At 33.8% G+C, this 23,898-nt stretch carries 27 protein-coding genes; 19 read left to right on the top strand and 8 right to left on the bottom strand.

Annotation, left to right across the window (positions count from 1 at the left end; genetic code table 11):
• Positions 1–74 precede the first annotated feature (74 nt).
• Together AABK36_RS11430 and AABK36_RS11425 are read right to left on the bottom strand one after the other, a co-directional pair.
• Positions 75–440, bottom strand: coding sequence for a hypothetical protein (locus AABK36_RS11430; protein WP_309938912.1), 366 nt, complete (start codon positions 438–440; stop codon positions 75–77).
• Positions 441–442: 2 nt separating this feature from the next.
• The gene (locus AABK36_RS11425) at positions 443–1,264 is read right to left on the bottom strand and encodes a hypothetical protein (RefSeq protein ID WP_309938914.1); all 822 of its coding nucleotides are present in this window, start codon (positions 1,262–1,264) and stop codon (positions 443–445) included.
• 714 nt (positions 1,265–1,978) lie between these two features.
• On the opposite strand from AABK36_RS11425, the gene AABK36_RS11420 reads away from it, so the two are divergent.
• On the top strand, positions 1,979–2,917 hold the full coding sequence (locus AABK36_RS11420; RefSeq protein ID WP_309938915.1) for a DUF6268 family outer membrane beta-barrel protein: 939 nt from the start codon (positions 1,979–1,981) through the stop codon (positions 2,915–2,917).
• A 164-nt stretch (positions 2,918–3,081) separates the two neighbouring features.
• On the top strand, positions 3,082–3,969 hold the full coding sequence (locus AABK36_RS11415; protein ID WP_309938916.1) for a class I SAM-dependent methyltransferase: 888 nt from the start codon (positions 3,082–3,084) through the stop codon (positions 3,967–3,969).
• 73 nt (positions 3,970–4,042) lie between these two features.
• Here AABK36_RS11415 and AABK36_RS11410 read toward each other — a convergent pair whose 3' ends face one another.
• From AABK36_RS11410 to AABK36_RS11395, 4 genes are read right to left on the bottom strand one after another with little or no spacing between them, the layout of a single operon-like run.
• On the bottom strand, positions 4,043–5,446 hold the full coding sequence (locus tag AABK36_RS11410) for an MATE family efflux transporter (protein WP_309938918.1): 1,404 nt from the start codon (positions 5,444–5,446) through the stop codon (positions 4,043–4,045).
• A 3-nt stretch (positions 5,447–5,449) separates the two neighbouring features.
• Complete coding sequence (locus AABK36_RS11405; RefSeq protein ID WP_309938920.1) at positions 5,450–6,172, bottom strand: DUF481 domain-containing protein; 723 nt, start codon at positions 6,170–6,172, stop codon at positions 5,450–5,452.
• A 2-nt stretch (positions 6,173–6,174) separates the two neighbouring features.
• Positions 6,175–6,582, bottom strand: a complete 408-nt coding sequence (locus AABK36_RS11400; protein ID WP_309938922.1) for a hypothetical protein — start codon at positions 6,580–6,582, stop codon at positions 6,175–6,177.
• Between the two features lie 56 nt (positions 6,583–6,638).
• Positions 6,639–7,205, bottom strand: a complete 567-nt coding sequence (locus AABK36_RS11395; protein ID WP_309938923.1) for an NADPH-dependent FMN reductase — start codon at positions 7,203–7,205, stop codon at positions 6,639–6,641.
• A 408-nt stretch (positions 7,206–7,613) separates the two neighbouring features.
• Between AABK36_RS11395 and AABK36_RS11390 the strand changes: the two genes are divergently transcribed.
• The 15 genes from AABK36_RS11390 to AABK36_RS11320 all read left to right on the top strand — a co-directional run bounded on the left by AABK36_RS11390 (position 7,614) and on the right by AABK36_RS11320 (position 15,784).
• Positions 7,614–8,024 carry a hypothetical protein gene (locus AABK36_RS11390; protein ID WP_309938924.1) on the top strand — a complete coding sequence of 137 codons (411 nt, stop codon included), beginning with the start codon at positions 7,614–7,616 and terminating at the stop codon, positions 8,022–8,024.
• A 249-nt stretch (positions 8,025–8,273) separates the two neighbouring features.
• Positions 8,274–8,714: a hypothetical protein gene (locus AABK36_RS11385; protein ID WP_309938925.1), complete on the top strand. Its 441-nt coding sequence runs from the start codon at positions 8,274–8,276 to the stop codon at positions 8,712–8,714.
• 234 nt (positions 8,715–8,948) lie between these two features.
• A complete protein-coding gene (locus AABK36_RS11380; protein ID WP_309938927.1) occupies positions 8,949–9,251 on the top strand; it encodes a hypothetical protein in 303 nt (100 codons plus the stop codon).
• A gap of 283 nt (positions 9,252–9,534) precedes the next feature.
• Positions 9,535–9,801, top strand: coding sequence for a hypothetical protein (locus AABK36_RS11375; RefSeq protein WP_309938929.1), 267 nt, complete (start codon positions 9,535–9,537; stop codon positions 9,799–9,801).
• 6 nt (positions 9,802–9,807) lie between these two features.
• Positions 9,808–10,332, top strand: a complete 525-nt coding sequence (locus AABK36_RS11370) for a hypothetical protein (protein ID WP_309938931.1) — start codon at positions 9,808–9,810, stop codon at positions 10,330–10,332.
• A gap of 292 nt (positions 10,333–10,624) precedes the next feature.
• Entirely contained in the window at positions 10,625–11,173 is a 549-nt protein-coding gene (locus AABK36_RS11365) for a hypothetical protein (RefSeq protein ID WP_309938932.1), read from the top strand.
• A 301-nt stretch (positions 11,174–11,474) separates the two neighbouring features.
• Positions 11,475–11,885, top strand: a complete 411-nt coding sequence (locus tag AABK36_RS11360; protein ID WP_309938933.1) for a hypothetical protein — start codon at positions 11,475–11,477, stop codon at positions 11,883–11,885.
• A gap of 107 nt (positions 11,886–11,992) precedes the next feature.
• Complete coding sequence (locus tag AABK36_RS11355; RefSeq protein ID WP_309938934.1) at positions 11,993–12,115, top strand: hypothetical protein; 123 nt, start codon at positions 11,993–11,995, stop codon at positions 12,113–12,115.
• Positions 12,116–12,143: 28 nt separating this feature from the next.
• On the top strand, positions 12,144–12,632 hold the full coding sequence (locus tag AABK36_RS11350; protein WP_309938935.1) for a hypothetical protein: 489 nt from the start codon (positions 12,144–12,146) through the stop codon (positions 12,630–12,632).
• A 169-nt stretch (positions 12,633–12,801) separates the two neighbouring features.
• Complete coding sequence (locus AABK36_RS11345; RefSeq protein ID WP_309938937.1) at positions 12,802–13,302, top strand: hypothetical protein; 501 nt, start codon at positions 12,802–12,804, stop codon at positions 13,300–13,302.
• Positions 13,303–13,388: 86 nt separating this feature from the next.
• A complete protein-coding gene (locus tag AABK36_RS11340) occupies positions 13,389–13,517 on the top strand; it encodes a hypothetical protein (protein ID WP_309938938.1) in 129 nt (42 codons plus the stop codon).
• A complete protein-coding gene (locus AABK36_RS11335) occupies positions 13,514–13,777 on the top strand; it encodes a hypothetical protein (protein ID WP_309938940.1) in 264 nt (87 codons plus the stop codon). The genes AABK36_RS11340 and AABK36_RS11335 overlap by 4 nt, the downstream gene beginning before the upstream one ends.
• Before the next feature lie 686 nt (positions 13,778–14,463).
• Positions 14,464–14,622, top strand: a complete 159-nt coding sequence (locus AABK36_RS11330; protein ID WP_309938941.1) for a hypothetical protein — start codon at positions 14,464–14,466, stop codon at positions 14,620–14,622.
• A 2-nt stretch (positions 14,623–14,624) separates the two neighbouring features.
• Positions 14,625–15,122: a hypothetical protein gene (locus AABK36_RS11325; protein WP_309938943.1), complete on the top strand. Its 498-nt coding sequence runs from the start codon at positions 14,625–14,627 to the stop codon at positions 15,120–15,122.
• Between the two features lie 266 nt (positions 15,123–15,388).
• The gene (locus tag AABK36_RS11320; protein WP_338390271.1) at positions 15,389–15,784 is read left to right on the top strand and encodes a hypothetical protein; all 396 of its coding nucleotides are present in this window, start codon (positions 15,389–15,391) and stop codon (positions 15,782–15,784) included.
• A gap of 260 nt (positions 15,785–16,044) precedes the next feature.
• Here the strand turns inward: AABK36_RS11320 and AABK36_RS11315 are convergent, their stop codons facing one another.
• Positions 16,045–16,932, bottom strand: a complete 888-nt coding sequence (locus AABK36_RS11315) for a helix-turn-helix domain-containing protein (RefSeq protein WP_309938947.1) — start codon at positions 16,930–16,932, stop codon at positions 16,045–16,047.
• A gap of 267 nt (positions 16,933–17,199) precedes the next feature.
• On the bottom strand, positions 17,200–18,366 hold the full coding sequence (locus AABK36_RS11310; protein ID WP_309938949.1) for a heparan-alpha-glucosaminide N-acetyltransferase domain-containing protein: 1,167 nt from the start codon (positions 18,364–18,366) through the stop codon (positions 17,200–17,202).
• Positions 18,367–19,037: 671 nt separating this feature from the next.
• Here AABK36_RS11310 and AABK36_RS11305 point away from each other — a divergent pair.
• Positions 19,038–21,260: an NADP-dependent isocitrate dehydrogenase gene (locus AABK36_RS11305; protein WP_309938951.1), complete on the top strand. Its 2,223-nt coding sequence runs from the start codon at positions 19,038–19,040 to the stop codon at positions 21,258–21,260.
• 164 nt (positions 21,261–21,424) lie between these two features.
• On the top strand, positions 21,425–23,851 hold the full coding sequence (locus AABK36_RS11300; protein ID WP_338390270.1) for an inositol polyphosphate kinase family protein: 2,427 nt from the start codon (positions 21,425–21,427) through the stop codon (positions 23,849–23,851).
• The last annotated feature ends 47 nt before the right edge of the window (positions 23,852–23,898 follow it).

Below are 23,898 nucleotides of genomic sequence, written 5' to 3'. Positions count from 1 at the left end.
GATTGTTTGAAAAGCTAATTTAATAAAGGAAAATGAGAGTGTGGTGGAGTTTGGAAGATTATTAAAAAGCTGGATTAAGAGAATTCACATACATCTATAGTGTTTGTTTTATTTGAGTTGCCAAGTTGTGATAAAATTTCATTTTTCTGAATTTGAGACGATAAAAAAATAATAGCGTGATAGCCTTTTGGAGCAGATATAGTGTCCTTTGCAAGCATTATAATACGTTCGATCTTAAATTTTGAAAAAATATATTGGGAAGACTTGGTGGAGGAGAGTACTGTAAATGTGTCGCCAATTTTAATTTCACTTGACAAAACTCCTGTATAAAAAGCTAATTGGCTTGAATATTTCTCTAATTCGTTTTTCGGTGGAGATAATATGTCTAAAACAGAAACTTTTGGAGTCATTTCTTTAATGTGAAATACTTGCGAAGTCATGTTTAATATTTATTCTCTAAAATTAAAATGGGGATGTTCAATTCATTTTTCAATAAATACGCGTCATTCTTAATGCTTTTTAGTACCCCGTGATTAAGAAGGTTTATTCTTTTGCCATCTTTAAGAACAAGGTTAAGCTCATAACAAGGGAATGTTTGAGAGTGCTCTCGACGAAAGTGAACTTGCTTGGTTATAAATTGCAAGGCTAAGAATTGATCGAAAGGGATTATTTTACTGTCAATTAAAACCTGCTTATCAAGCCTAAAGATTCCAGAAGATGATAGAAATATTCGAAGCCCAATTCCTATGATTATAAATATGCCTCCCATGTTAAAAAACAATTCTAATGATTTTAATATGGAAAGTGCTTCAATACCAAATTTTAGTATAAAAGTATAAACTTTGAATGTGAATTCATTTAGTCCCAATAGTATAAAGGCCCAAGAAAATATTTTTGACATGAATGTTGATTTTATTTTGATGGATTCAGGGCTATTTTTGATTATTTGAGCCGTCATCATGTTATTGCCGCCATTTTTCATCTCGCTCCAATCTAAAGCATATTCAGAATTTGCGACGGAAAATAATTGATGATCGGAAATTTCTTTTTGTTGATTTAAGCGTTTTTTTGCCGTTGCATTTGTCCAAAAATATCCAATGCCGCAGCCTATCAATATTGCGAGCATGCTGAATAATCGATAATTTCTAAATTGAAGGGCTTTGACCTTGTTCACTTTAGCTTTCAAGTCTTCTTCTTTAAGTTGGTTGTTCTTATTTAGCTTATTAATGGTTTTTTCGTGTTCAATATTTTGATTCCACAACATTTTCAATGGTTTTGAAAATTGAAATGCCATAAATAGAATAAAGAAAAAGGAAAGGAAGTGAGACCATTTTAAATTGTTCATGATGACAAAAGCGTTTGTTTTAGTTAATTGACATAATAAATTGAGGTGTTCAATATGGGATGAAATAGTGATCCGAAATAAAATTCTTGTAATATATGTAAAATATATGAATAGATAGTAAAAATTATAATTGTCGGTTTAATAGTGCAAGCATTTAATCTTCAGTAGAGGAGACAATTTTTCTTTTATATTATCAACTTTTGGGTTTTCAAAACTGAAATTACTTTCAATTTTGAAATGAATAAACCCTTTAATTTTACATTATAAACTTGCCAATATATCCATATTGGATGATTTTCAATAAGAGGGGCTTATTAAATACTAATGATTCGTTCGGTAAAAATTGAATATGTCTTTGATTGCTTTAAAGCAATTATGTATTTGGATATGACAGTATAGTCGATAAAAATATTGAGGAATGGTTAGGCCACTTCTTGTAGTTTTGTTTTGGGCTTTATGAAAAAGCAGTAAAGTTTGTTAACCTCAATAGAGGCTTTGGTTTTTTGGCTTTTCCAAGAAGGGAGGGAATTTAGCTCGAAATCTCAGTTATTATTTTGAAGAAAAAATAGCCACTTATATGCTCTTTCTCAAACGAGAAGATGGGTTGAATGAAATCAAATATCATTAAAATTTATGAATAGTAATTTTACTAAATTGTCATTTTTGAGAATTAAAGTTATACTTTGTTTGACTATAGTGTTTCACTGTGAAAATTTGATGGGACAGAACGAAACTGATACCACAAATTTTTCTCGCTTGGTAAAGTTCCCTCTTTTTACATCGGAATTTATTCACTATCCAGCTACTAATTATGACCAAAATAAGCTGTTGCTAAGCGAAGTCAGAACCGCTGTTAATTTAGGTTTTCCTCTTGATAATAATCAGACCATTTTGACTTCTCGATTAGTACATTCTTATTTCTCTTTTGAGGCGGAACATAATCTAACCGGTACGCAAGTTAATAAATACTATCAGTCAATTGCTGTTGGAATTGGCTTTGTGAGAATGCTAAAAAAGAATTGGAAAATTTCTTTTATGCTTATGCCAACTATTGCCTCTGATTTTGTAGAGCCTTTGCATGCAGATGATTGGATTTTCCAAACTTCATTTTTAGCGACCAAACGCGTTGATAAGAATATCGAATATGGGACTGGGCTTATATATACGACAACTTTTGGTAGGCCTATGATTTTGCCGTTGTTAAACTATCTAAGAAAGAAAAATAATTGGACGACAATAATTTATTTGCCAGCTTATTTAGCTCATTATTTCGAACCAAGTGATAAATTTCGATTAGGATTCAAAGCGACTGTTTTTGGCAATCTTTACAATGCAAACTTTGATTCGTATCAGCTTAATGAGCTTGAATTTGCAAATAGAGTTTCATATACAAGAATTTTGATTGGCCCAGATTCTCACATGAATATTTTTGGAGACTTTTATATCAATTTGAGTGCTGGATTATCTGTTCGTAATCGAATTGAAATACAAGATGATAATTTGAATATGAAAGGTAGCATTAACACGGATATTAAACCATATATTAATGTTGGCATTAAGCTTCTTAAATAGTTAATTCAGGATTAATTTTTTTTTGAATTTATTTGATTATTTTTCAAGGATTAAATTAGGGTGTATGTGAAAACGTTTTTTGCAAAGGGTGTTTGTATCAGTTATTTCACCTTCAATATTTTTAAAGCTTATGTAAATAGTTGGCTACTCTCAATAATATAGTTATGATTTCAAAAAATACTTTTTCAGCGATATTGGATAAAAATGGCCCGGATCAATTGGAATTTGAATTGATTGATCAATTATGCCAGAGTCATCCAGAGATTTTAAAGCAAATAAATAAAAAGGATTTGTCTTTTTTAGTATCGTCAGAGTCAATAATGGGGCATATACTCAATAAACCCTTTGGGTATGCGGGGGACTTTAAAATCATAGACAGGATTTATACAAAAGATGCGTCAGATGAATTTAGAAAATGGGATGATTATTCTTTGTCAAACTCTGCTGCAAAAGCTGTTAGAAATAGGAAAGATTATTTCAAATTGCTCATTAAAGAAAAGCTTGATCAGAAGGGAGCATTGAATGTTTTGAACATCGCTTGCGGCCCCGCTAGGGATGTCTTTGAGATTTTTGAGGAAATTGCTGATAGTTCTAATCTAACATTTACATGCTTGGATTTGGATGAGAATGCGATTGAATATGCTAAAGAGCTCAATGAGGAAAATTCTGACAAGATTACTTTTATCCATAAAAATATCTTGAAATTTGATACTGATTCAAAATACGATTTGATCTGGTCGGCAGGCTTGTTTGATTATTTTAATGACAAGGCCTTTGTGACTATTTTAAACAGAATGGGTGAATGGATGGATTTGGAAAGTGAAATTGTGATTGGAAATTTTAATGAAGATCATAATCCAAGCAGAAATTATATGGAGATAATAGGAGAGTGGTTTTTGAAACATAGAAGCATTGGATCGCTTGAATCTTTGGCATTGGAAGCTGGTTATGATAAAACCCAGATCAAGGTTAACAGTGAACCTGAAAACGTGAATTTATTTTTGCATGTTAAAGCAGATGCTAATTTAAGTTTTGGCCTAAAAAACCTGTAATGTAGAGGAATAAATACGTGAAAATGTAAAATGATATTCATTGTTTTTGAATATCATTTTATCTAGTATCCGCTTACCTTTTTGCAATTTTAGCCAAAATCTTAAAATCGTCTTTATAAGCCAGTATTCTATTGATTCCGATCAGTTCTGATTGGTTTTCCAATTTCCATTTTTTCAACGCTTTATCTGCAACGATCAAGCCCGCGAAATTTGCCAATGTAATTCCAATCCAAATCGATTCTATATTAATCCATGAGCCTAAAAAGGCGAAAGGGATCGTCAATACTAGAGACTTAATCAAGGTTAATCTGAGCGATGTATTTGGTTGATATACACCATTGAAAAAGGAAGTGGTGGAAAGTGTCAGCCCATATGCCATGAATGATATTCCCACGATATAAAAATAGTTGGCAGTATGATTAATTACTACAGGGTCATTTGAGAATATGGATGTAATCGAGGTGGAAAATGCAATAAGCAAAATATAAAAAGCGATAGACCAATATACATTTAGCTTTCCCGCGTAGATTATAATTTGATCGAGTCTTTCTTTGAGTTTTGCTCCGTAATTTTGAGCGACCAGTGGAGTCATGATGACGCTTAAAGCAAGTATGCCGGTGAGTCCTAATGACTCGATTCTCACTGCAATGCCATATGCCGCGACAGCTTTTTCTCCATAATTGGCGACAAGGGCAGTGATTACTGTTATTGCCACAGGGTTTAGTATTTGAGCGACTACAGCAGGCATTCCAATTTTTAAAATTTCGCTTAATGCGGATTTCATTTGAGAAAAAAGCAATAGCTCGTAGATTGACCATAAGTTTTCCTTATGCAATAAAATGGTCATTAGAATAAATGTTACTCCCCAAGAGATAACCGTGGCCAATGCGGCTCCCTGCAATTCCATAATAGGGAAAGGACCAATGCCGAAGATTAAAAGATAATCAAGTGCAAGATTGCAAACACCTCCAATAGCCATGATGATAGTTGATTTAACCATGACTCCCTTAGCCATGAGCGCTGCATTTCCAATTAGCGTGCCTACCAAAGCGAACATCCCAATATAGATGATTTCCATATAGTCGGAAATAAGTATGATTGCGTTATGATCTGCTCCAAGCATTTGGAATACAAATGAAATGGAAAAATAGCCTAAAGTTCCTATGACAACAGTGACTATCATAAAGCTAAACTGCGAAATAGTCGTGAGGAATTTCGCTTTGTTTAAATTCTTCTCGCCAATGGCTTTGCCTACAGCCGCTGATATGCCGGATGCCAAACCCATGAATAAACTGACGATCAATAGGTAGACAGGATAAGAAAATCCTATTGCGGCTAATTCATTTGTGCCAAGCTTGCCAATGAAGTAGGTATCCACGAGTTGAAATAGAAATGTTAGCAACATACCGAACGAAGCCGGTGCGATCATAGACAACAGCTCTTTTCGTATAGGTTTATTTTCTGAGAGATTTTTCATGATTTATTTTAATTTGTACTCAATGCCCAGCAAGGTTTGTGTGTTGTGTTTTTCGATTCCTTCTACGGTTTTAGCATTGTAGAGAAGATTGTGGCTGATATTAATTCTGACTTTGGACGATAATTTTGTGCTGATTGTGATGGTGTTATTAGTCCCCCAATATGCTTGTTCTTTTAATGAGTGATAGGTTTTGAATTGCCATACAAGGTTCAATAATTTGCTAATCGGATATGAGCTATTGATCAATGAGCCTAATGCAAGAGCTTGGTGCGAGGATTCATTTTTAAATTCAAAATCCATATAGCCGGCATGCGCAGAAATTTCGATATACTTATTTTTCGACTTTTTTAAAATGTTGCCGCCAAGTCCGACTCCGCTGATCAAAGCATGATTGATTTGATATGAAAATGCAAAACCATAGTTGATTACAGCTACTGGGAAAATGTCAGCATTAGGATTAATTTTCAATAGATTATTTACCCACAAGTCATTCAAAACGGTATGACCTTCAACGTGTTGATAGTGATAGTCAGCGCTTAATGAATAACTGAAAATGTCATTAGAAATGTTGAATGATCCTTTTGGCTTGATGCCGATTTGGTTTAGATTTCCCGTTTGCCAATTTCCCAATACAGCTATCTTTCCACTTGTTGTCAAGGGATCATTGGCAAACAGAAAATTAATGGAGCAGATCAGGCTTACAGTTGTTAGAATTATTTTCTTCATATTTATTTGACATTATAAGCCTTGTCAAGCGCCTTGTTCAGTTCTTTTAGTGATTCGGATTCAAAAGGAGATTGAGCGATTTGAATGCTATCACCTTGGATGGTTTTGATGTATTTGATATAGTCGTCAAGCGACCAATTAGCTGTATTATTTCTGCTTCCTGGGATTTGACGTTGAGCGGCGCTGAATCGGCAAGCTCCCGGAGCGAAGTACACAACTGACCATTTTCTGGATTTCAACTGTTTGAAGAATTCATCGTCGTTAGTCACATATACATATTCCGCGTTTCCGGTAAGCGAAGGAGCTATTTCCGCGAAACTCCTTGAAAGTTCAGGGTCGCAACTTCTGGCAAGAATGCTCTTTTTGGAATTGTCTTTTGATGCTTTGTTTGATTGGGCTGTAGCGTTCATAATGATTAAGTTTAATATTGTGAATAGTATCGTTTTGGGGATAAGTGATTTCATATTTACATGACAGTTTTGATTTCTTCTTTTTGGCTTAGAATCGCTGATTCAAATTGGTTTAATTGTTCTTTATGCTGATTTCTGAGGCTTTCTTCGGTTATGCCTTTTTCCGGATCAAAATTTTGGTGAAATGAAGGAAGTGAAAAGCGCGTGATGGTATTTTGATTCATGTAAGAATACATGTTAACCGCAAAGTCGAGAACGGATTTTCCTCCTCTTTGACCAGGCGATGTCGCCATCAGCATCATAGGCTTGTTTTCCCATACGTTTTGATCAATTCTGGATATCCAGTCGTAGATATTTTTGTAAGCAGAAGTGAATATTCCGTTGTGTTCGGCAAATGAGATAATGATGCCGTCAGCACTGCTTATTTTTTCTTTGAATGCCAGAGCTAAGGGATGAATTCCTTCTTCATTTTCTTTGTCAATGCTGTAGATTGGCATTTCAAAGTCATTAAGGTCCAATATCTCAAAGGCTATATTTTCTAATTGATTCGCTGTGAATGCAGCTAAGGATTTATTGATGGATTCTTTGCTGTTTGTGGCGCCGAATGCTATTATCTTTTTCATTGTAATGCTCTTTTTTAATGTACATTACAAAGGTCAGGGAATTAGATGCGCTGAAAAAGGTGAAAAGTGGTCAAAGAAGGGTGAAAAATGGATTATGTTGTAGAACTTCTTGCTATATTTATGATAGGGATAGCTAAGTATTATATTCAGCTATGGAGGTTTAAAATATTAGAAAAAAGACATATATACAAAATCCACCTTGGTCGGATATCGATCAGAATGTTATTTTCATCAAATGAAATTATTATGTTATTGCATATTATAATGAATATTCAACAGTGTTTTTTATACTATTTGTTATAGCACAAAAGAAAGGATGTTAAAATTCATTCTGCGATATAAAAAAATATAATGATTGGAATAATGGATGAAAAAAAGGTTGGATACTTCGTTAATTAAACTTTGACTATGAATATAATTGATTATACTTACTATATATGCTTAAGACTATCTAGGCGTATAAATGATCCGAAGAAATCAAAAGATCACCATATTACAAATGTAGCAGGCGGGCTGATGATGATACTTTTAATATTTATTTTATCTTTTTCTCTGGGGATATTATCAGTATTTAATTTCACGCCTAATAAAGATTTTATTTATGGAATCGGTATTACATTTCCAATTATAGCTTCTATTTATATCGGAATCCGGTTTGAGCGCAAAGATAAGTGGAAGTTTTTAGAGGAGAAATATAATAAGCAGAGTGAATCAGAGAAAAAGAAAAATGACAGAATTGTTATTAGCCTAGTTGGAGGAAGTATGCTACTTTTATTTCTTGTCTTTGCAATAAATGTTATTCTAAGGCACCATATATAAACCGATTCTAGTCTAATGTAAAGAAAAAACTAGTTCAAGGTACCTCTTAAGAAGTAACACTGAAGCAAGTTTTCAACTTGTTTCCAATGTCGATAATAATTATATCTAAAAGCCTAGGTATAAGCTGAGGCTTTTTCGTTTTTTTGACGAAAATAGCAGAAGATACCAGTAAAGTATAATTTGCAAACCTGTGTTAGGGGAGGGTTCCAATTATTCTAATATTAAACACTAATAAAGGAAGTTGATTTTATGAAATACATATTATTCATAACTGTTTTTATGTTATGCTTACAATCAGGATATAATATTCAAAAAATTGAGAGTAAAGACCTCGGCATTGTAAATAATTCAAGAGATTCTATTTGTTTTTCAATTACATTTATGTATCCTGATACTTCTATAGTTGAATATAATCCATTAAATGACCCATCTAATCATTTAGTAAAGCCTTTTTCCAGTAAAGAAATTACGGGACGAAATTCTATAAGATACAGTTTTTGGGAAAAAATTTTTTCATATAATAATAAGGCATATCTATTTATATTTAATTATGACACACTAGTTAATAACAATTGGATAGATGTGCGTAAAAAATATAAAATTGAAAATCGTATAGAATTAAGTAAAATATATTTAGATAGTATTAACTGGACTGTGATATACTCTCCCTCTGAGACCAAGAGTGATTAAAAAATAATCCAGTTCAAATCTGTGACTTGGACTTATATTGGACCAAGTTTTCAACTTGTTCCAAATGCCGATAATAATTATATTCATAAGCCTTGGTATAAGCTGAGGCTTTTTTGATTTTTGACGAAAATAGCAGACTATGCTAGCAAAGCACAGGTTGCAAACCTGCGTTAAGGAAGTTTAAACGCTTAGAAATATATCAACGAGATCCTGATGACCCTGAACAAATGTTGTATGAAAGAAAAAGTTTGGACTAAGTTTGCAATAATATTATTATTGATTATTCCTTTTTACATTCAATACGACCTTGAAAGATATATATATCAACAAAAAGAGCAATACTGTATTGATATCAAAAGAAAAAAATATACACCTGCTTTGTATTATTATTGTAAATTTATTTTTAAAAAAAATGAAGTTAGGAACTTAAATCAATTTTACATTAAAAATGGAAAATGTATAAAAAAATATTATTCTTCAAATGAAACAAAGGATCTATATTTTATTTATTGTTATCTATCTGATTCTAGTGAGTAATTAGATTTCTTAGGTTCCCTATATGGTTGGAGTTTAGATTAAAAAATAACCCAGTACAAGTTTATTGACTTGAGCTTATCATTGCTTGAGTTTTCAACTCAAATAACAGTTGGGTAAGCTATAAAAAACTAAAATAAAAAGACTTCGGTATGATACTGAGGCCCACCATTTGGCCCACCTGGCTCAAGTCTTTGACTTGGGCCAAATGTCGGCAAAGATCTAATATCTATAAATAATTATATCCAAAAGCCTTGGCTTTTGTTTTTGACTAAAATTGCAGAATATGCCAGCAAAGCACAGATTGCAAACCTGCCCTAGAGCAATGAGGAATTCCAAAGGACAAACTTTTAATAGTCTATATAGCCAATTAACTTTACCAAGATGGAAAATGGCAGATAAAATAGAAGGCCTGAAAGAAGTATTTCAAAAAGCAGTAGATAAAAAAGGAATTAGATACCCTGATAATTGGCCTCAAAAAGAAAAAGCTGGTAAATCTTTGATTATTTCAGAAATATTAGGTAAGGGTGAATCTTATAAAGATTTTAAATAAAAAGAAATGGCATATAATTTAGAAGGATTGGAATCTTTTTATTTTTATAAAAAATACCATAAAGAATATAATTTAAGTGGTTCACTTAGACCTGCAGATCTAGTCCCAGAAAATGATTTTATTGAAATAGAAAGCATATTTGGAATTGATAATACTGAATTAGTTTATCAAGAACAAAAAAAGATGGTTAATGAGATTTTACTAAAAAGAAAAAGTTTATTAATTAACGATAATAATTTCGATAAAAGTTTTTATAGAGGAAAATATTTATTGTATTATCCAAGCTTTTCTTTAATGGATGGAGGCTCAGAGGCGGCATCTGATGGATTTTTCACATATGCGCATGAACCTCCATCGGGTTTATGGGTTCATTTTACAATAGATAGAATAAAGTTTACAGATCTTACAAGTGTTTTGGTTTCATGGATTCCTGAGGAGTTGGTAGAGCTAGTAGAGTTAGCAATGAGTGTAGATGCTAGTTATTGTTTGGAATGGGGGTATATTCCCCAATATGATCTAAGTTTAGATTAAAAAACAACCCAGTTCAAGCTGTGACTTATTTGATTTTTGACTAAAATAGCAGACTAAGCCAGCAAAGCACAGGTTGAAAACCTACGTTAGGGCAGTGAGGATGGCCAGTTCGTTCGCATTTGCAATGCGAATGCTTAAAACAGAGTGTCTGAAGGTATACAAATCCATTTTGGGCGAATAGAATTGGCTTTTCAATTCATGCTAAGTTTTTTATCTTTATCGTAATCAAAAGATAAGAACTATGCGGGAGCATTTTCTAAACTACTGGTTACCCATATAGATAAAAATAATTATGATTAATGTTCTTTTCGTTGCATCTAATGTGATTGCTTTTGTTTTCACTATGTTTAATGCCGATGTAATTCAAAATACTGATTATGATGAATTTATTTTAATGGCGATAGAGGACTTTACAAACTCAAAAATATATAAAAATGGGAATATATTTTCAGTCAGTGTATATGATGATTATGATGAAGATGTAATCGTTATTAGAATAGGTGAACCATCCCATAAGTTACTAGTGACAAATAAAGCTATAGTTGGAAGTTATAATAGTAACTTACCTACAAGGATTTATAGATCTGATAATAAATTAATATATTGGTGGAATAGCAGATACCCTTTAACTAAAGAGGTTTTTGTTCATTTTTCTGAATATAATTTATTACAAGATGATGAAGATGGGTTTATCCCAGTGCCAGATAAATTAGTATGTAATCAATGTAAGGCAGTACACTATTATTTTTGCAAAACAAATGTGGAAATATTTAAAAAGGTTAAAACTTCTAAAGGTGTTGGATACTATAAACCACCGAAAATAAATTGTTTTGATCAGTAATTTCGTTCCCCTCTAGCACCCAGAGTGATTAAAAAAAAGCCCAGTTCAAGAATATTTCTTTGACATACATTGGAACAAGTTGAAAACTTGTTCCAAATGCCGATAATATTTATATTCATAAGCCTTGGCATAAGTGAGGCTTTTTTGATATTTGACGAAAATAGCAGAATATGCCAGCCTAGCACAGGTTGCAAACCTGCGCTAGGCCAGTAATGCTGAGTTAGATTTAGTTGAAGAAATGAAAATACTGATTAATATATTTTGTTTACTATTTGTTTCATGTGTTTCTAATAAGTCTCAATTGAGACTTATAAAAGATGGTAAGCGAATCATAGAAACTGAAAATAGAACACTTTATGTTGTAAAAGAAAATGAATATGAAAATATGAAAGGAATAGTTCTTTTTGAAGAATCTATATCTAGTGTATGTCAAGGTGTTTTTGATAAAAATAAATTTGAATTAGATGATAAAGAAGTAATATTAATAAACTTTGTTATTTCTTTAGATGAAGATAATATTACTAAAACTGAGTCAATATTTGTTAAAGATATAATAAAAAGGGAAGGTATAATAGATCCTAATGTGAAAGAAAAATTATATCAGGCCTTAAAGGATATTAAGTATCAAGTTTATTTAAGGCCATATAATTGTGGGGCAAATACTATATTTAATTTTTCATTTTTTATTACTTCAAAACCTTTGATAAATTAGTAACACTGGACCAAGTTTTCCACTTGTTCCAAATGCCGATAATAATTATATTCATAAACCTTGGCATAAGCTGGAGCTTTTTTGATTTTTGCCTAAAATAGCAGACTATGCCAGCAAAGAACAGGTTGCAAACCTGCGCTAGAGGAGGAAACGTAAAGGATTTAATAAGCGACAATTTGATAAGTACTATTTCTCAGGGAAAAAGAGATCTGAATTCATCTATGATTTAACATATTGTAGAATAAAGATAAATAAATCATGAATAAGCTGAAAACAAAAGAAATTGGATGGTACGATTTTGAAGAAGAATTTTCGAATGAAAATGATGAGTTTTTTGAAAATATATTTTCAAAAAACTCATCATTAATAATAATAGGTCAATCTCAAGCACTAAGCATTGAATTATATCCATGTTTGATGAAAAAATTCTCAGATATTGATTTGTATTTTGAAGGGCTTAAAATTGAAGATTATGCTTTCAATAATGATGATAATGATATTGTAATAATCTTTAGAGTTAAAGATAAAAGTGAAAAAATAAAAAAATGTATTTATGAGGTATTAGAATATTTTTCAGTAACAACCCTTATACCTCTAGATAATGAATATCAAAATATTAGTTCTATGCTTAATTATCATAGAGAAAATTTTGGAGCAAGAAATAAAGGTCATAATTGGAATCGATATGGAATAAAAAGTTTTTTCACTTATTTTGAAGGATGCTTATCAAAAACTTATTGGGAATAACTCTGGTAGTTCTCAATTTTCTTCAAGAAAATGTAATCGTTCGCATTTGATGCGAATGTCGATGTACGCCCCATATGGTTAGAGATTAGATTAAAAAGTACACTGGAACAAGTTTTCAATTTTTTTCAAATGTCGATAATAATTATTAATAGATAAATAATGCTTTATTATGAGATCATTTTCTTTGTATTTAATTGTCTTTTTTGTAGTGAATTCGTGTATAATAAAAAGAGGTAAATGGGATCAAGGAAAATGTCGGCCTAAAAAAGAACATTTTAAAATTAAAAAAGAGCCATTCCAACCTACTGATAAAATTAATTTTGGTAAAATATATATGGGTGTAAATACCCCATTTGGCATAGCATTTTATCCAGATGGGCGTATGCTTTGGATTAATTATATATGGGATGGGCAGAAATTTGATCATTCTTATTTAAAGTATCAAAATTGGAATAACTGTCAAAATATAGGTTATTGGAGATATTATAAGAATGAAATTGAAATTGAGTTTTTTCTTTGTAAAAATTCAGGCTCCTATTATCGGGAAAAAGGTATGATAGAAAATGATAAGATTATATTCAAGCAAAAAAAATGGGGTCCTGTAAATGGTAGTTATTATAGTGAGACTATTTTTGAAGAAGGTGATATTGATTTTGATTATACATTTTAAATGTCTATATGTAACTGATTAGTTTAATATTCAAAAGTCTTGGCATAAGCTGAGGCTATTCTGATTTTTGACGAAAATAGCAGACTATGCCAGCAAAGCATAGGTTGCAGACCTGCGCTAGAGGTGGGAATGGTGCTGATGCAGGAAGAAGGTTTTATTTCGTTAGTCCTGATCGGCTAGAGAAATTCAATGGTGCAATAAAATCGATCAAATGAACTACATAAAATGTGAGATTAACTGGCAATTCGGAGAAAGTACCTTGAATGGTCGAGTATTCCTATTTTGTATAGGAGCTGATTGTATGTCTGGTAAGGTTCTAGAGGTGAAAAAACTGGTTAAGCAAAATTTCTACGAACTTAAAGTAAGTTTTATAGAAGCTAAATATTTTCAAAATGTGGCTGATGTTGGAAATAAGATAAAGATTCAAGAGGCATCAAAAATATTAAGTGAAGGTGTTATTACTAGTGTGGCTTAAGTTGCTGCTAGGACGGTTAGTAGATGACTTGTAGACCTTACCGAAGAAATATTCTCACAAGCATTATTTAATGGAGCAGAAAGAATTGGAGGCTATTCGATTCACGGAACAAAAGGCTTGGTTGGTAATCCTTTCAACAGGAATATATTCTTAATAGAAGCATCTGGAAGTAAAAGTTTATCAGTTTTAGGTCTTTGGTAGGTTCGCTAGAGGCAGAGGCTTTGGCCGCAGGTGCGAATAGAATTTCAATCTATGGTTCTTCGGTAATTAATAAAGGATTCTTTAATCCAAGGATTGCAAATAGGTTTGGTTATTGCGCTAGTGCAGTAAATGAGACCTAATGTTCCCCCCTTTTTTAGGACCGCAAAGTAGTTAAACTTAATTTTCTTTTTTGGTTTCTCATTTCAAGAGCTTCATAAATTTCAATATCAGGTTCCCCATATGGTCGAAGTTTAGATTAAAAAACAACCCAGTTCAAGTCTGTGACTTGGACTAACATTGAACCAAGTTTTCAATTTGTTTCCAATGTCGATAATAATTATATTCAAAAGCCTAGGCATAAGCTGAGGCTTTTTTGATTTTTGATGAAAAAAGCAAACTATGCCAGCAAAGCACAGGTTGCAAACCTGCGCTAGGGTGTTCTTGGAGGAATGGGTGTTATTGGAGCAAAAGAAGCCTTTGCTGAAATGTCACAAGAAATAAACTCGCAGTTAAACATGATGAAGATGCACAATATGAAATTTGGAGATGATTTAATCAGAGGTTCAGCAATGGGACAAGATTATGCTATCAAAACTGGAGAAGCAGTATATTTAGATCCGATAACAATTACACCTAATGACTGATTATGAAAGTTATATTTAGACCTAACTTAGGGACAACTATATTACAAAAATTAGCTGTTATAACGGCAATTATTATTCCTTTTTCTATAATATTCAATTTAGATGCTAGGTTTAGTACAGACTTAGTTTGGATAATTTCTGGTTTTATAATTATAAGCCCACTTTTAATACTTATACCATTATATGAGCGAATTTTATTTTCTAAACAATATGATATTTCATTCAATGATGAAGAAATTATCATTAAACGTAAAGGTATTGTTGATAAATTTTTGAAGTTAGACAAAATCAATAATATTCATATATTTCAAAAATATAAAACTATAAATATGAAAATATTTCTTGTTGATGATAAAGAAATAAACATAATATTTATAGAAAAGTGGTATTATAACAAAAACCCTTATCATAAGTGTTTTTGTCATAATTATGAAAAATTATTTAAAAATTTAGATTCATTTGATAATGTGAAAAAATTAATTCAGTTCGTTGATGGATAATCGATATAGCCCCCAAAAGCCCCCATCTGACTCAAGTCTTTGACTTGGGCCAAATGTCGGTAAAGATCTAATATCTATAAATAATTATATCCAAAAGCCAAGGCTTTTGTTTTTGACGAAAATAGCAGACTATACCAGCAAAGCACAAATTGCAAGCCTGCGATAGGGGGTAATGGAATGAATGCATTAGAAAGCACTACTCAGAAAAATAGAGCAATTCATGGTAAGAGATGGCACCCAATGAGAGATGGTGGATATAAATAATTATGCTAATAATTTTTGAATTTATTTATTTTAAATTGTACAAAGCGTCTAAGGAAGAAGATAAGGGCTTAGGAGAATTGGGATCTCCTGAATGGAAAGCATCTTTTCTTTTTTCAATGTTAACAGGTATAAATGTAATGACTGTTTTATTCTTCTGCTTAAGAAATAATTTTATTTCTTCAGGTAGATATATGAATTTAAATAAAATGGAACTCTGGTTTATTTTTATTCCTTGGGTGTTTCTACCTAGTTTATATTTTATTAGAAATAAAAGATATTTAAAAATAGAGAATAAATTTGAAGAGTTAAATAACAAACATCACTTGTTATGTAATGTCATATATAAATCTTATTGGGTTATTACTTTTGTTTTATTATTTGTTGTTTTAATTGCTTAAATAAAACTCTGATCCCTTCTGGCACAGAGAATAATTAAAAAAAGAATATCAATCTGGCGCAAGGTACTGTCTTAAAAAGCAAGCATAATAATATAATTTTGCCAGCTCATTCGCATTTGCTATGCTCATGCTTAAAACAGAGCGTCTTTGATTCGAAACAAAAGCAATTCAATATTATTGCCTTTTTCATTGATTGCTATTTTTTAATAGACCTTACAAAAGTCAAGGAACTGTATGCGCTGAAAAAGGCGAAAAGTGGATTATGTTGTAGAGCTTCTGAATTCATTAGGAGTAATGCCTACATGCTTTTTGAAAAATTTGAACATATTGGTAGGCTCGTCGAAGTTTAATTCAAATGCGATTGACTTTACAGAACGATCAGTCCCTCTCAACAATCTCTTGATTTCTAGTATGCGTCGTTCATTAATTAAGGCTTTGGGTGAAGTTTTATAATAGTCTTTGCAAATTTTTGACAATGCTTTCAAGGTTAGAAACATTGATTCCGCGTAAAATTCAACTTTGAATTCGCTCTTATAATGAGCTTCGATAAGCTCCATTAGTTTAATGATCTGGGTATGAGAATCATTAGTTTCCTCATTCGTTTGATTTAACGTTTGGCTTAATTGTATCTGTTCTATATGTATAAGCATGATGCAAAGCCAGTGGTAAAAGGCTTTGAACTTATAATTCAAGTCATCGGATTGATAGACTTTATGCATTGACTCAAATATTGCATTTATATCATCATGATACGTTTCGGGAATTCGCAAGATTTGCTTTCCCAAAATATGGTCCGAAGAAATAAATTGAAATAAGTGATTAAGATCCGTTTCATTTCTGTAAATAAAATCAGGGCTGAAGGTAATTGATAACAACTCTACATCATTAGGAGCGAACGGAGAAAAATGGTGCAGTTGCTGTTTGGAGATTAGAATGAACGTATTAGCTTGAAAACTGTATTTTTTAAAGTCAATATGATAAGTTCCAGAACCTTTTTTGACATAGAATATAACATGGAAGTCTCGCAGGGAAGGAATGAAAATGTCATTGTTGTCGTCGATGTCATTGAATTTTGTAACGCTGTAGGGCAAGCCTTCGCCTATTTCATTGGAGCGGAAAAATGTGATATTCTGATTTCTAGTCGTCAATGGGTTTGAATATTAGTGGTTTCATAGTAAACATTATCACGATTGATTTTATACCATTTTATTTCCCTCTGGAGGGAATACAAAGGAGGATGATTAAGAAAACCATAAAAAACTAATCGTGATAAACCTTAGTGAAATTATTAAAAATTTCTAAGAATATGAACCAAGCGTTTAAAATTAGCAGGCATAAGCTTCATAGAAAAACGTCCCATTGAAATATCTTTCAATGAAGCTTATTTATTTTTATTGCTTGTATTTTTTCTATGGCTATAATTTAAGCTTAAAGCCTTTTTTCTCCAACCAGCCTGTGAATACAACGATCAAGATTGAAATTATAAATGAAACAATAAGCCCTATAGTTCCGGTATTCATAATTTCTGGTAAGCGGAATCCTGTTTCCATTCTTAATGGATATTCAAAATATTGGAATAAATAACAAGTCAAGGTTGCTGTTCCTGCCGGAGCTATAATCTTTGCCCAAGAAGTTTTATTTTTAATATCCACAAGCCAATAGATAATAGCAAAGGAGATAAAGCCTACGCCAATAGAAATCCCCAATTTGTAGATCATCCAAAAATGTGATTCCATCAACAAGCCATAAATTATATTTATAAGACCTAATCCTATCATAGTTAACACGACTTTACTCTGTTTTTCTTCGGTTAATTGCTTCAATAGCAATCCGCCAATAAGTCCAGCGGATGTAAAAGCAGGAATAAATCCCCCGTAAATAGTGCTGAAGTAAGTGATAAAGCCACTGGCACTTTCAAAATACCCTGCGAAATTTAACACAGCCAACGCATTGAATAGAATAAAAATAAGGGATATAACAATGAAATTTCCTCTAAATAAGATAAAGCTTAAAGCATTGATCAAGTATGCCCAACCAATCAGTCCTAAAATTCCCCACCATTGAGTACTCATTCCTAATGTCCCATCTTCTCCGCCTTTGTAAATTATCGCTAAGTAAATCCAAATGGCTATGCCAATTCCTTGAAAAAGCTTGTGAAATTTTTCAGGTACGGGACTGCGTTTCCAGTCCATCCAGATAAGCACAACTCCAGTTGCCATTAAAATACACCACCAATAAGTTCCAATGCTCAGAGATTCATGATGCGAAGTTTCATAATTCACCATATAAACGCCAATTAGCAATAAGGAGGCTGATCTTAAAACGATATGTTTTGAAATTTCAAATGCGTCAACGCTTTTGTTCAGGCGATGTTGGATAGCGAAAGGTATGCTTAGGCCAACAATGAAAAGAAATAATGGGAAGATAAAATCTGAAAAGCCAATATATTCTTCACCTGAAGGCCCATGTTTTAACCATTTTGGTATGCCGGTTAGGGTTGGAAAGTCGTTTACCCAGATCATAAACAACATGGTTAAAGCTCTAAAAATATCTATTGATGCGATTCTTGTTTTTTTGATCATGATGATTCTTTATTTTAGATAAATCCTGTCTTAAAAAATGGTAATAAGCCATGAATGCTCTAAAATTTAAAAATCTTCACACCTCAACCTATCCCTCAAAATAAATATAGTAAAATGATATTATTTTACCTAAGTCGAGAGGTTTTTGGCTAGTTGCTTGATAATTATAAATCTGAAATAACTTCCTAATGATAATTTTTCAGTGATCGATTTATATTTTCCACGATTAGTATTTTATAGTTTTCTTGATCACCCTCTTTTGTGTTCTCTTCAGAGAAAAATAAAATGGTAAATAAATCAACCGTGATAATGTCTATTAAATGCCTTTTCGCACAGGTGTTAATATTTTTGGAGAATACTATCTGTTTAATTGGCAAAACAGGAAGCTGTCTTAGTCATTAAGAAGGTGAATGAAGAATAGACTTGTCAAGCAAGGAAATAAAATAGGGATTTAGTGCATATAAATAAAAAAACGTTGATTGTTGATATTAAAATTGCTTTTTAAGCGCCTTCAAAAGCAAAATTTAGTGTTTGCCTTTTAAGGAGCTTTTATTTGCAACTATTTTTTATGATATCAGTAATAAAGTACAGATATTGTCTTGATTTTTCTGGCTTCAAAAGCAAGCCAGCGAAGAAAAGTCGAATTTTTATCAAATCTTATAAACCTTATAATGACTGATCAAAAATCTAAAATCATCTATACCAAGACGGACGAAGCTCCAGCCTTGGCCACTTTTTCATTCTTGCCGATCATCCGAAAATTCTTGGGAGAAGCCAATATAGAAGTTGAATTGAAGGATATTTCACTGGCGGGGAGAATTTTAGCAAACTTTCCAGAGTATTTGAAGCCTGAGCAACAAATAGAAGATGCTTTGGCGGAATTGGGTCGCTTGGCAAAAACACCGGAAGCGAATATCATCAAATTGCCGAATATCAGCGCTTCGATACCTCAAATGAAAGCAGCTATTGCTGAGCTTCAGTCTCAAGGTTACGCATTGCCGAATTATCCAGAAGAGCCTGCGAATGATGAGGAAGCGTCAATAAAGAAAAAATATGATGGCATAAAGGGAAGTGCGGTGAATCCTGTGTTAAGAGAAGGAAATTCTGACCGTAGAGCTCCTAAGGCTGTAAAGAACTATGCGAAGAAGCACCCTCACAGAATGGGAGCTTGGTCATCTGAAAGCAAGTCTCATGTGGCAAGCATGACGGAGGGAGATTTTTTTGGAAGCGAGAAGTCAATCACGGTTGAAAATGCTACAGATGTCAAAATAATTTTTCATCCGTCAAATGGTGCTGAGCAAGTATTGAAAGATTCTTTTCCGTTATTGGAAGGAGAGATTATTGATACTGCCGTGATGAGCATGGGCAAATTGAAATCTTTTGTGGAAGAGCAAATCGAATCGGCAAAATCCGAGGGTGTTTTGTTTTCATTGCACATGAAAGCAACGATGATGAAGGTTTCCGATCCTATTATCTTCGGAGCTGTGGTTGAAGCGTTTTACAAGCCTGTTTTTGAGAAGTTTGCTTCGCAATTGGAAACGTTGGGAGTGGATGTGAATAATGGAATTGGCGATTTGTATGCTAAGATCGACCAGCTTTCTGCTGAGGACAAAGCAGCTATTGAGAATGATATCAAGAGCTTGTATGCGGAAAGACCTGCATTGGCAATGGTTGATTCTGACAGAGGCATTACTAACTTGCATGTGCCAAGTGATGTGATTATAGACGCATCCATGCCTGCGATGATCAGAAATTCTGGTCAGATGTGGAATGCGGAAGGAAAATCTCAAGACACAAAAGCTGTGATTCCGGATAGAAGTTATTCAGGAGTGTATGAGGCAACGATAGAATTCTGCAAAGAGCATGGAGCATTTGATCCTGCAACAATGGGCAGTGTTTCGAATGTTGGCTTGATGGCTCAAAAAGCGGAAGAGTATGGCTCGCATGACAAGACGTTCCAAATAAAGTCTTCAGGTGTAGTGAAAGTTGTAGACGCGGAAGGCAATGTGTTGATGGAGCAAAGCGTTGAGCAGGGAGACATCTTTAGAATGTGCCAAGTTAAGGATGCCCCGATTCAAGATTGGGTAAAGCTGGCGGTCAATAGAGCCAGAGCTACTCAGACGCCAGCTGTGTTTTGGCTTAACGAGGAGAGAGCTCATGATAGACAGTTGATCGAAAAAGTAGGCAACTACTTCGCTGACCATGAAACTGATGGTTTGGAGATATTGATTCTTTCGCCTGTTGAAGCAACGAAATATTCGTTGGAGAGAATGAAGAAAGGCTTGGACACTATTTCTGTGACTGGAAATGTGTTGAGAGATTACTTGACGGATTTGTTTCCGATCTTGGAATTAGGCACTAGCGCAAAAATGCTTTCGATTGTTCCTTTGATGAATGGAGGAGGATTGTTTGAGACAGGCGCGGGTGGTTCAGCTCCTAAGCACGTGCAACAATTCTTGAAAGAAAACTATTTAAGATGGGATTCTTTGGGCGAGTTTTTGGCTTTGACAGTTTCATTGGAGCATTTAAGCAATGCGAATGGAAATAGCAAAGCATTGGTATTATCCAAGGCTTTGGATGTTGCTACTGAGAAGTTTTTGGACAATGACAAATCGCCTGCTCGAAAACTTGGAGAAATTGATAACCGAGGCAGTCATTTTTATTTGGCATTGTGTTGGGCTGAAGCTTTGGCTAGTCAAGATGAAGATGCTGAATTGAAAAACGTTTTTTCTGCATTAAGTGAAAAAATGAATGCAAATGAAGCTGAAATAGTTTCCCAGTTGAATGGCGTGCAAGGCAACGCTGTTGATATCGAGGGATATTATCAACCTTCAGAATCATTAGCGTCAAAAGCCATGAGACCAAGTGAAATCCTAAATAGTTTGATCGACTAATTGAGGATTTTCAGATATATTATTAAGAAGCCGGGCAAAATGTCCGGCTTTATTTTTTGAATAATTTTTTTGATTATAGTCATTTTGATTTTATTATATTCATTTGAATGGAACCACTTATAGAATTCAGAGTTATGTAGAAGCGAGTATATTTAGCTGTTTGAATGTATCAGAGTAAAGAGATTGTAAAACGGAGCAGAGTTAATGCTGAAAGAAAGAGCATGAGCAAGATTCCTTTGCAATCAAAGTTCGCTTTAGATTCGATTAATTTTTCAAGCCAATCACCGATACAGATGGCAGGGCATGCCGAAGACCTGTTAAAAATCAAAGGATATATTGTTAAGCGTATCGACCCATTGGAAGCTGAACAATATAGAAATTTTAGAAGAATAATTGCTGAAGGAAGTGGTCCTAGGCCGCATATTCCGGAGTTTATAGGTCCTTTTGAGACTATTGATGAGTTAGCGGCAAATGTAGAAGGAGATGATCGGAGAAAAGTCCATGAAAAATGGCAGGATAGAAATCCCAAATATAAATATATAATTCTTGAGGATGTGACAGGCGGTCATAAAGCCTCCAAATTGAGAGATTTAAAAATAGGAACTTCGACTGCGAGTAAATCCGAACAAAAAAGAAATCAAGGCTTGGGTGTTGGATTGGCTAAATTCAAAGCTTTTAGACATCAAGTGTTGATGGATCCGGCAGTGAGTGAGAAGTACGGATTCAGGGATGAGGATGCTCAAAAGGATGGGAGTCGAGGAGCGGGATCGAATCTCACTTATTTCAAGAACCTTATCGCAGGAATTTCGAGACCTGTTGCTGACAGGCTCTACGAAGATGTAGTTAAGATTATTCAATGGATAGAGCAATCACCTACCGTTTATGTTGGTTCGAGTATGCTTGTTGTGGTTAATGAGGAGGTTCCGGATTTAAGCCGGGCGGTAATGATTGACTTTGCTCATCCTATTAGTGTTGAGTTGAATTTTAAACCAGAAAAAGTTGAGAAGTATCGTAGCGGTATGCTTAAGGGGTTTCAAAGTATACTGAATATGATATCATATCGTTTGAATGATTTCTTCAGCCATTCAGAATTTGAGGCTTCTCTTATGTCGGAGGATTATGATGATGAAGTTTGCCCGTTGCCACCGCCCTTGTTAAGCCCTTCATTGTCCACTGTTGATGAGGACACTGTATTGGAGCGACAGCCTTCTTTAAATGCTGGACCAGAAATGACATCTTCTGGAGTTGAGCCATTATTGGCTAGAAGCATGAGTGTTGCTTCTGTTCGATCTATTCCCCGTGCTCGCAAGGATACAAAACTTTTGGATCATGTTGGACATGTGTCAGAAGCTATTCTGAATCATTTGATTAAGATGGAATTATTGCAGAGAAGCACTTCAAGATTGGTTGAAGCTTCATCTGAAATGCAGGAAGAAGTCAGCAGGGTGGAAAATTCAAAATCCTTGGAGCCTTTGAGGGGAGCATTAAGAGATTATGAGAAGTTGGTTTGGGTAGAGGACCCTCAAAGTTTGCATGTGGCTTATCGCTTGCTGTTGAAAATGGAGAGAATGATATATATTTGGAGTCAGAACTATCCATTTACCCAATCCTCGGCGAAAGACCCAATATTTTGGCTGATGGGACCTTTGTTTCAATTTTTGCACTTGATTCAGAAGGAAATCGATGATGTGCTCAAGTTCATTTTAGAAAAGAATTACGCGTTTCCTAGTCTTGATGTTCATTCAGATCCTCAAGTTCAAGAAGCGTGGGCAAAAGTCAAATGGTTGCTTTCGCATCATGTCATGTCAAGCGATCCTAAAGTGAGGTCTCGTATAGCAAATTATTATGCTCATTTGGCTTCCTTTAGTGGGGGTAGGGAGATCATCAATGATTTTACGGAGCTTGTGACTGAAGGTGAAATTGTGGTCGATGATCCAGTCAATGAAGAGTTAAGAGGAAAAAGAGTAAGCAATAGAGATTTTATGGTTTCTGATAGAATCAAAGTCGCCGGAGGCAGTCCACGGTCAGGTGCTAGAGCGTCTTCCGACAGCTCTCATGCTAGAAAGATCGTAATACATCCGCCAAATAACATGAGCGATACTTCTTTGATGTTCGAAGGCTTGCAGGAAGTGAATTATGACATTGAGAAAATTTCTGGAGATAATGAAGGTTCTGGCGAATGGGAAGTATTGGGAGCTCAAGTCGCCGGCTCCAAAGCTAAAAGCAAGAGTGTTGAAAGAGCAATGGCTCCGACGTATATTTTAGCTCCGGGTTATCTAAGATTTGCTAGAGCTTTGGAGCAATCCAGAAGGATGTGGCTATTTGGAGATGCAGGTCAGTCGTCTCCTAGATCATCAGTCAAAAGCAAGGATAAAGCGCATAAGAATCTGATGAGAGAACTCGAAATGGGCAAAGTGACTTTGACTGACGAGGTTGAAAATCCATTGAGACTGGAGGCTTTCTTGCCTGAGCGAATAAATACCTCTTCCAAAAATGCCACAAGCAAAGGAGGGTGGTTTGATATCGGCACAAGCGACTTAGTGCAAGATTATGAAGAGGATTTGATAAAATTGGGTTACCGACCGGTTTAAGACTAATCCGTGATATAAAAAAATCCACCTTTTAACAGAGGTGGATT

Origin of the sequence: Aureibacter tunicatorum (genome assembly GCF_036492635.1) — a bacterium.
In the GTDB taxonomy this organism is placed as follows: Bacteria; Bacteroidota; Bacteroidia; order Cytophagales; family Cyclobacteriaceae; genus Aureibacter; species Aureibacter tunicatorum.
The sequence above is the reverse complement of the archived record's forward strand: the minus strand, read 5'-3'. Positions and strand labels throughout refer to the sequence as shown.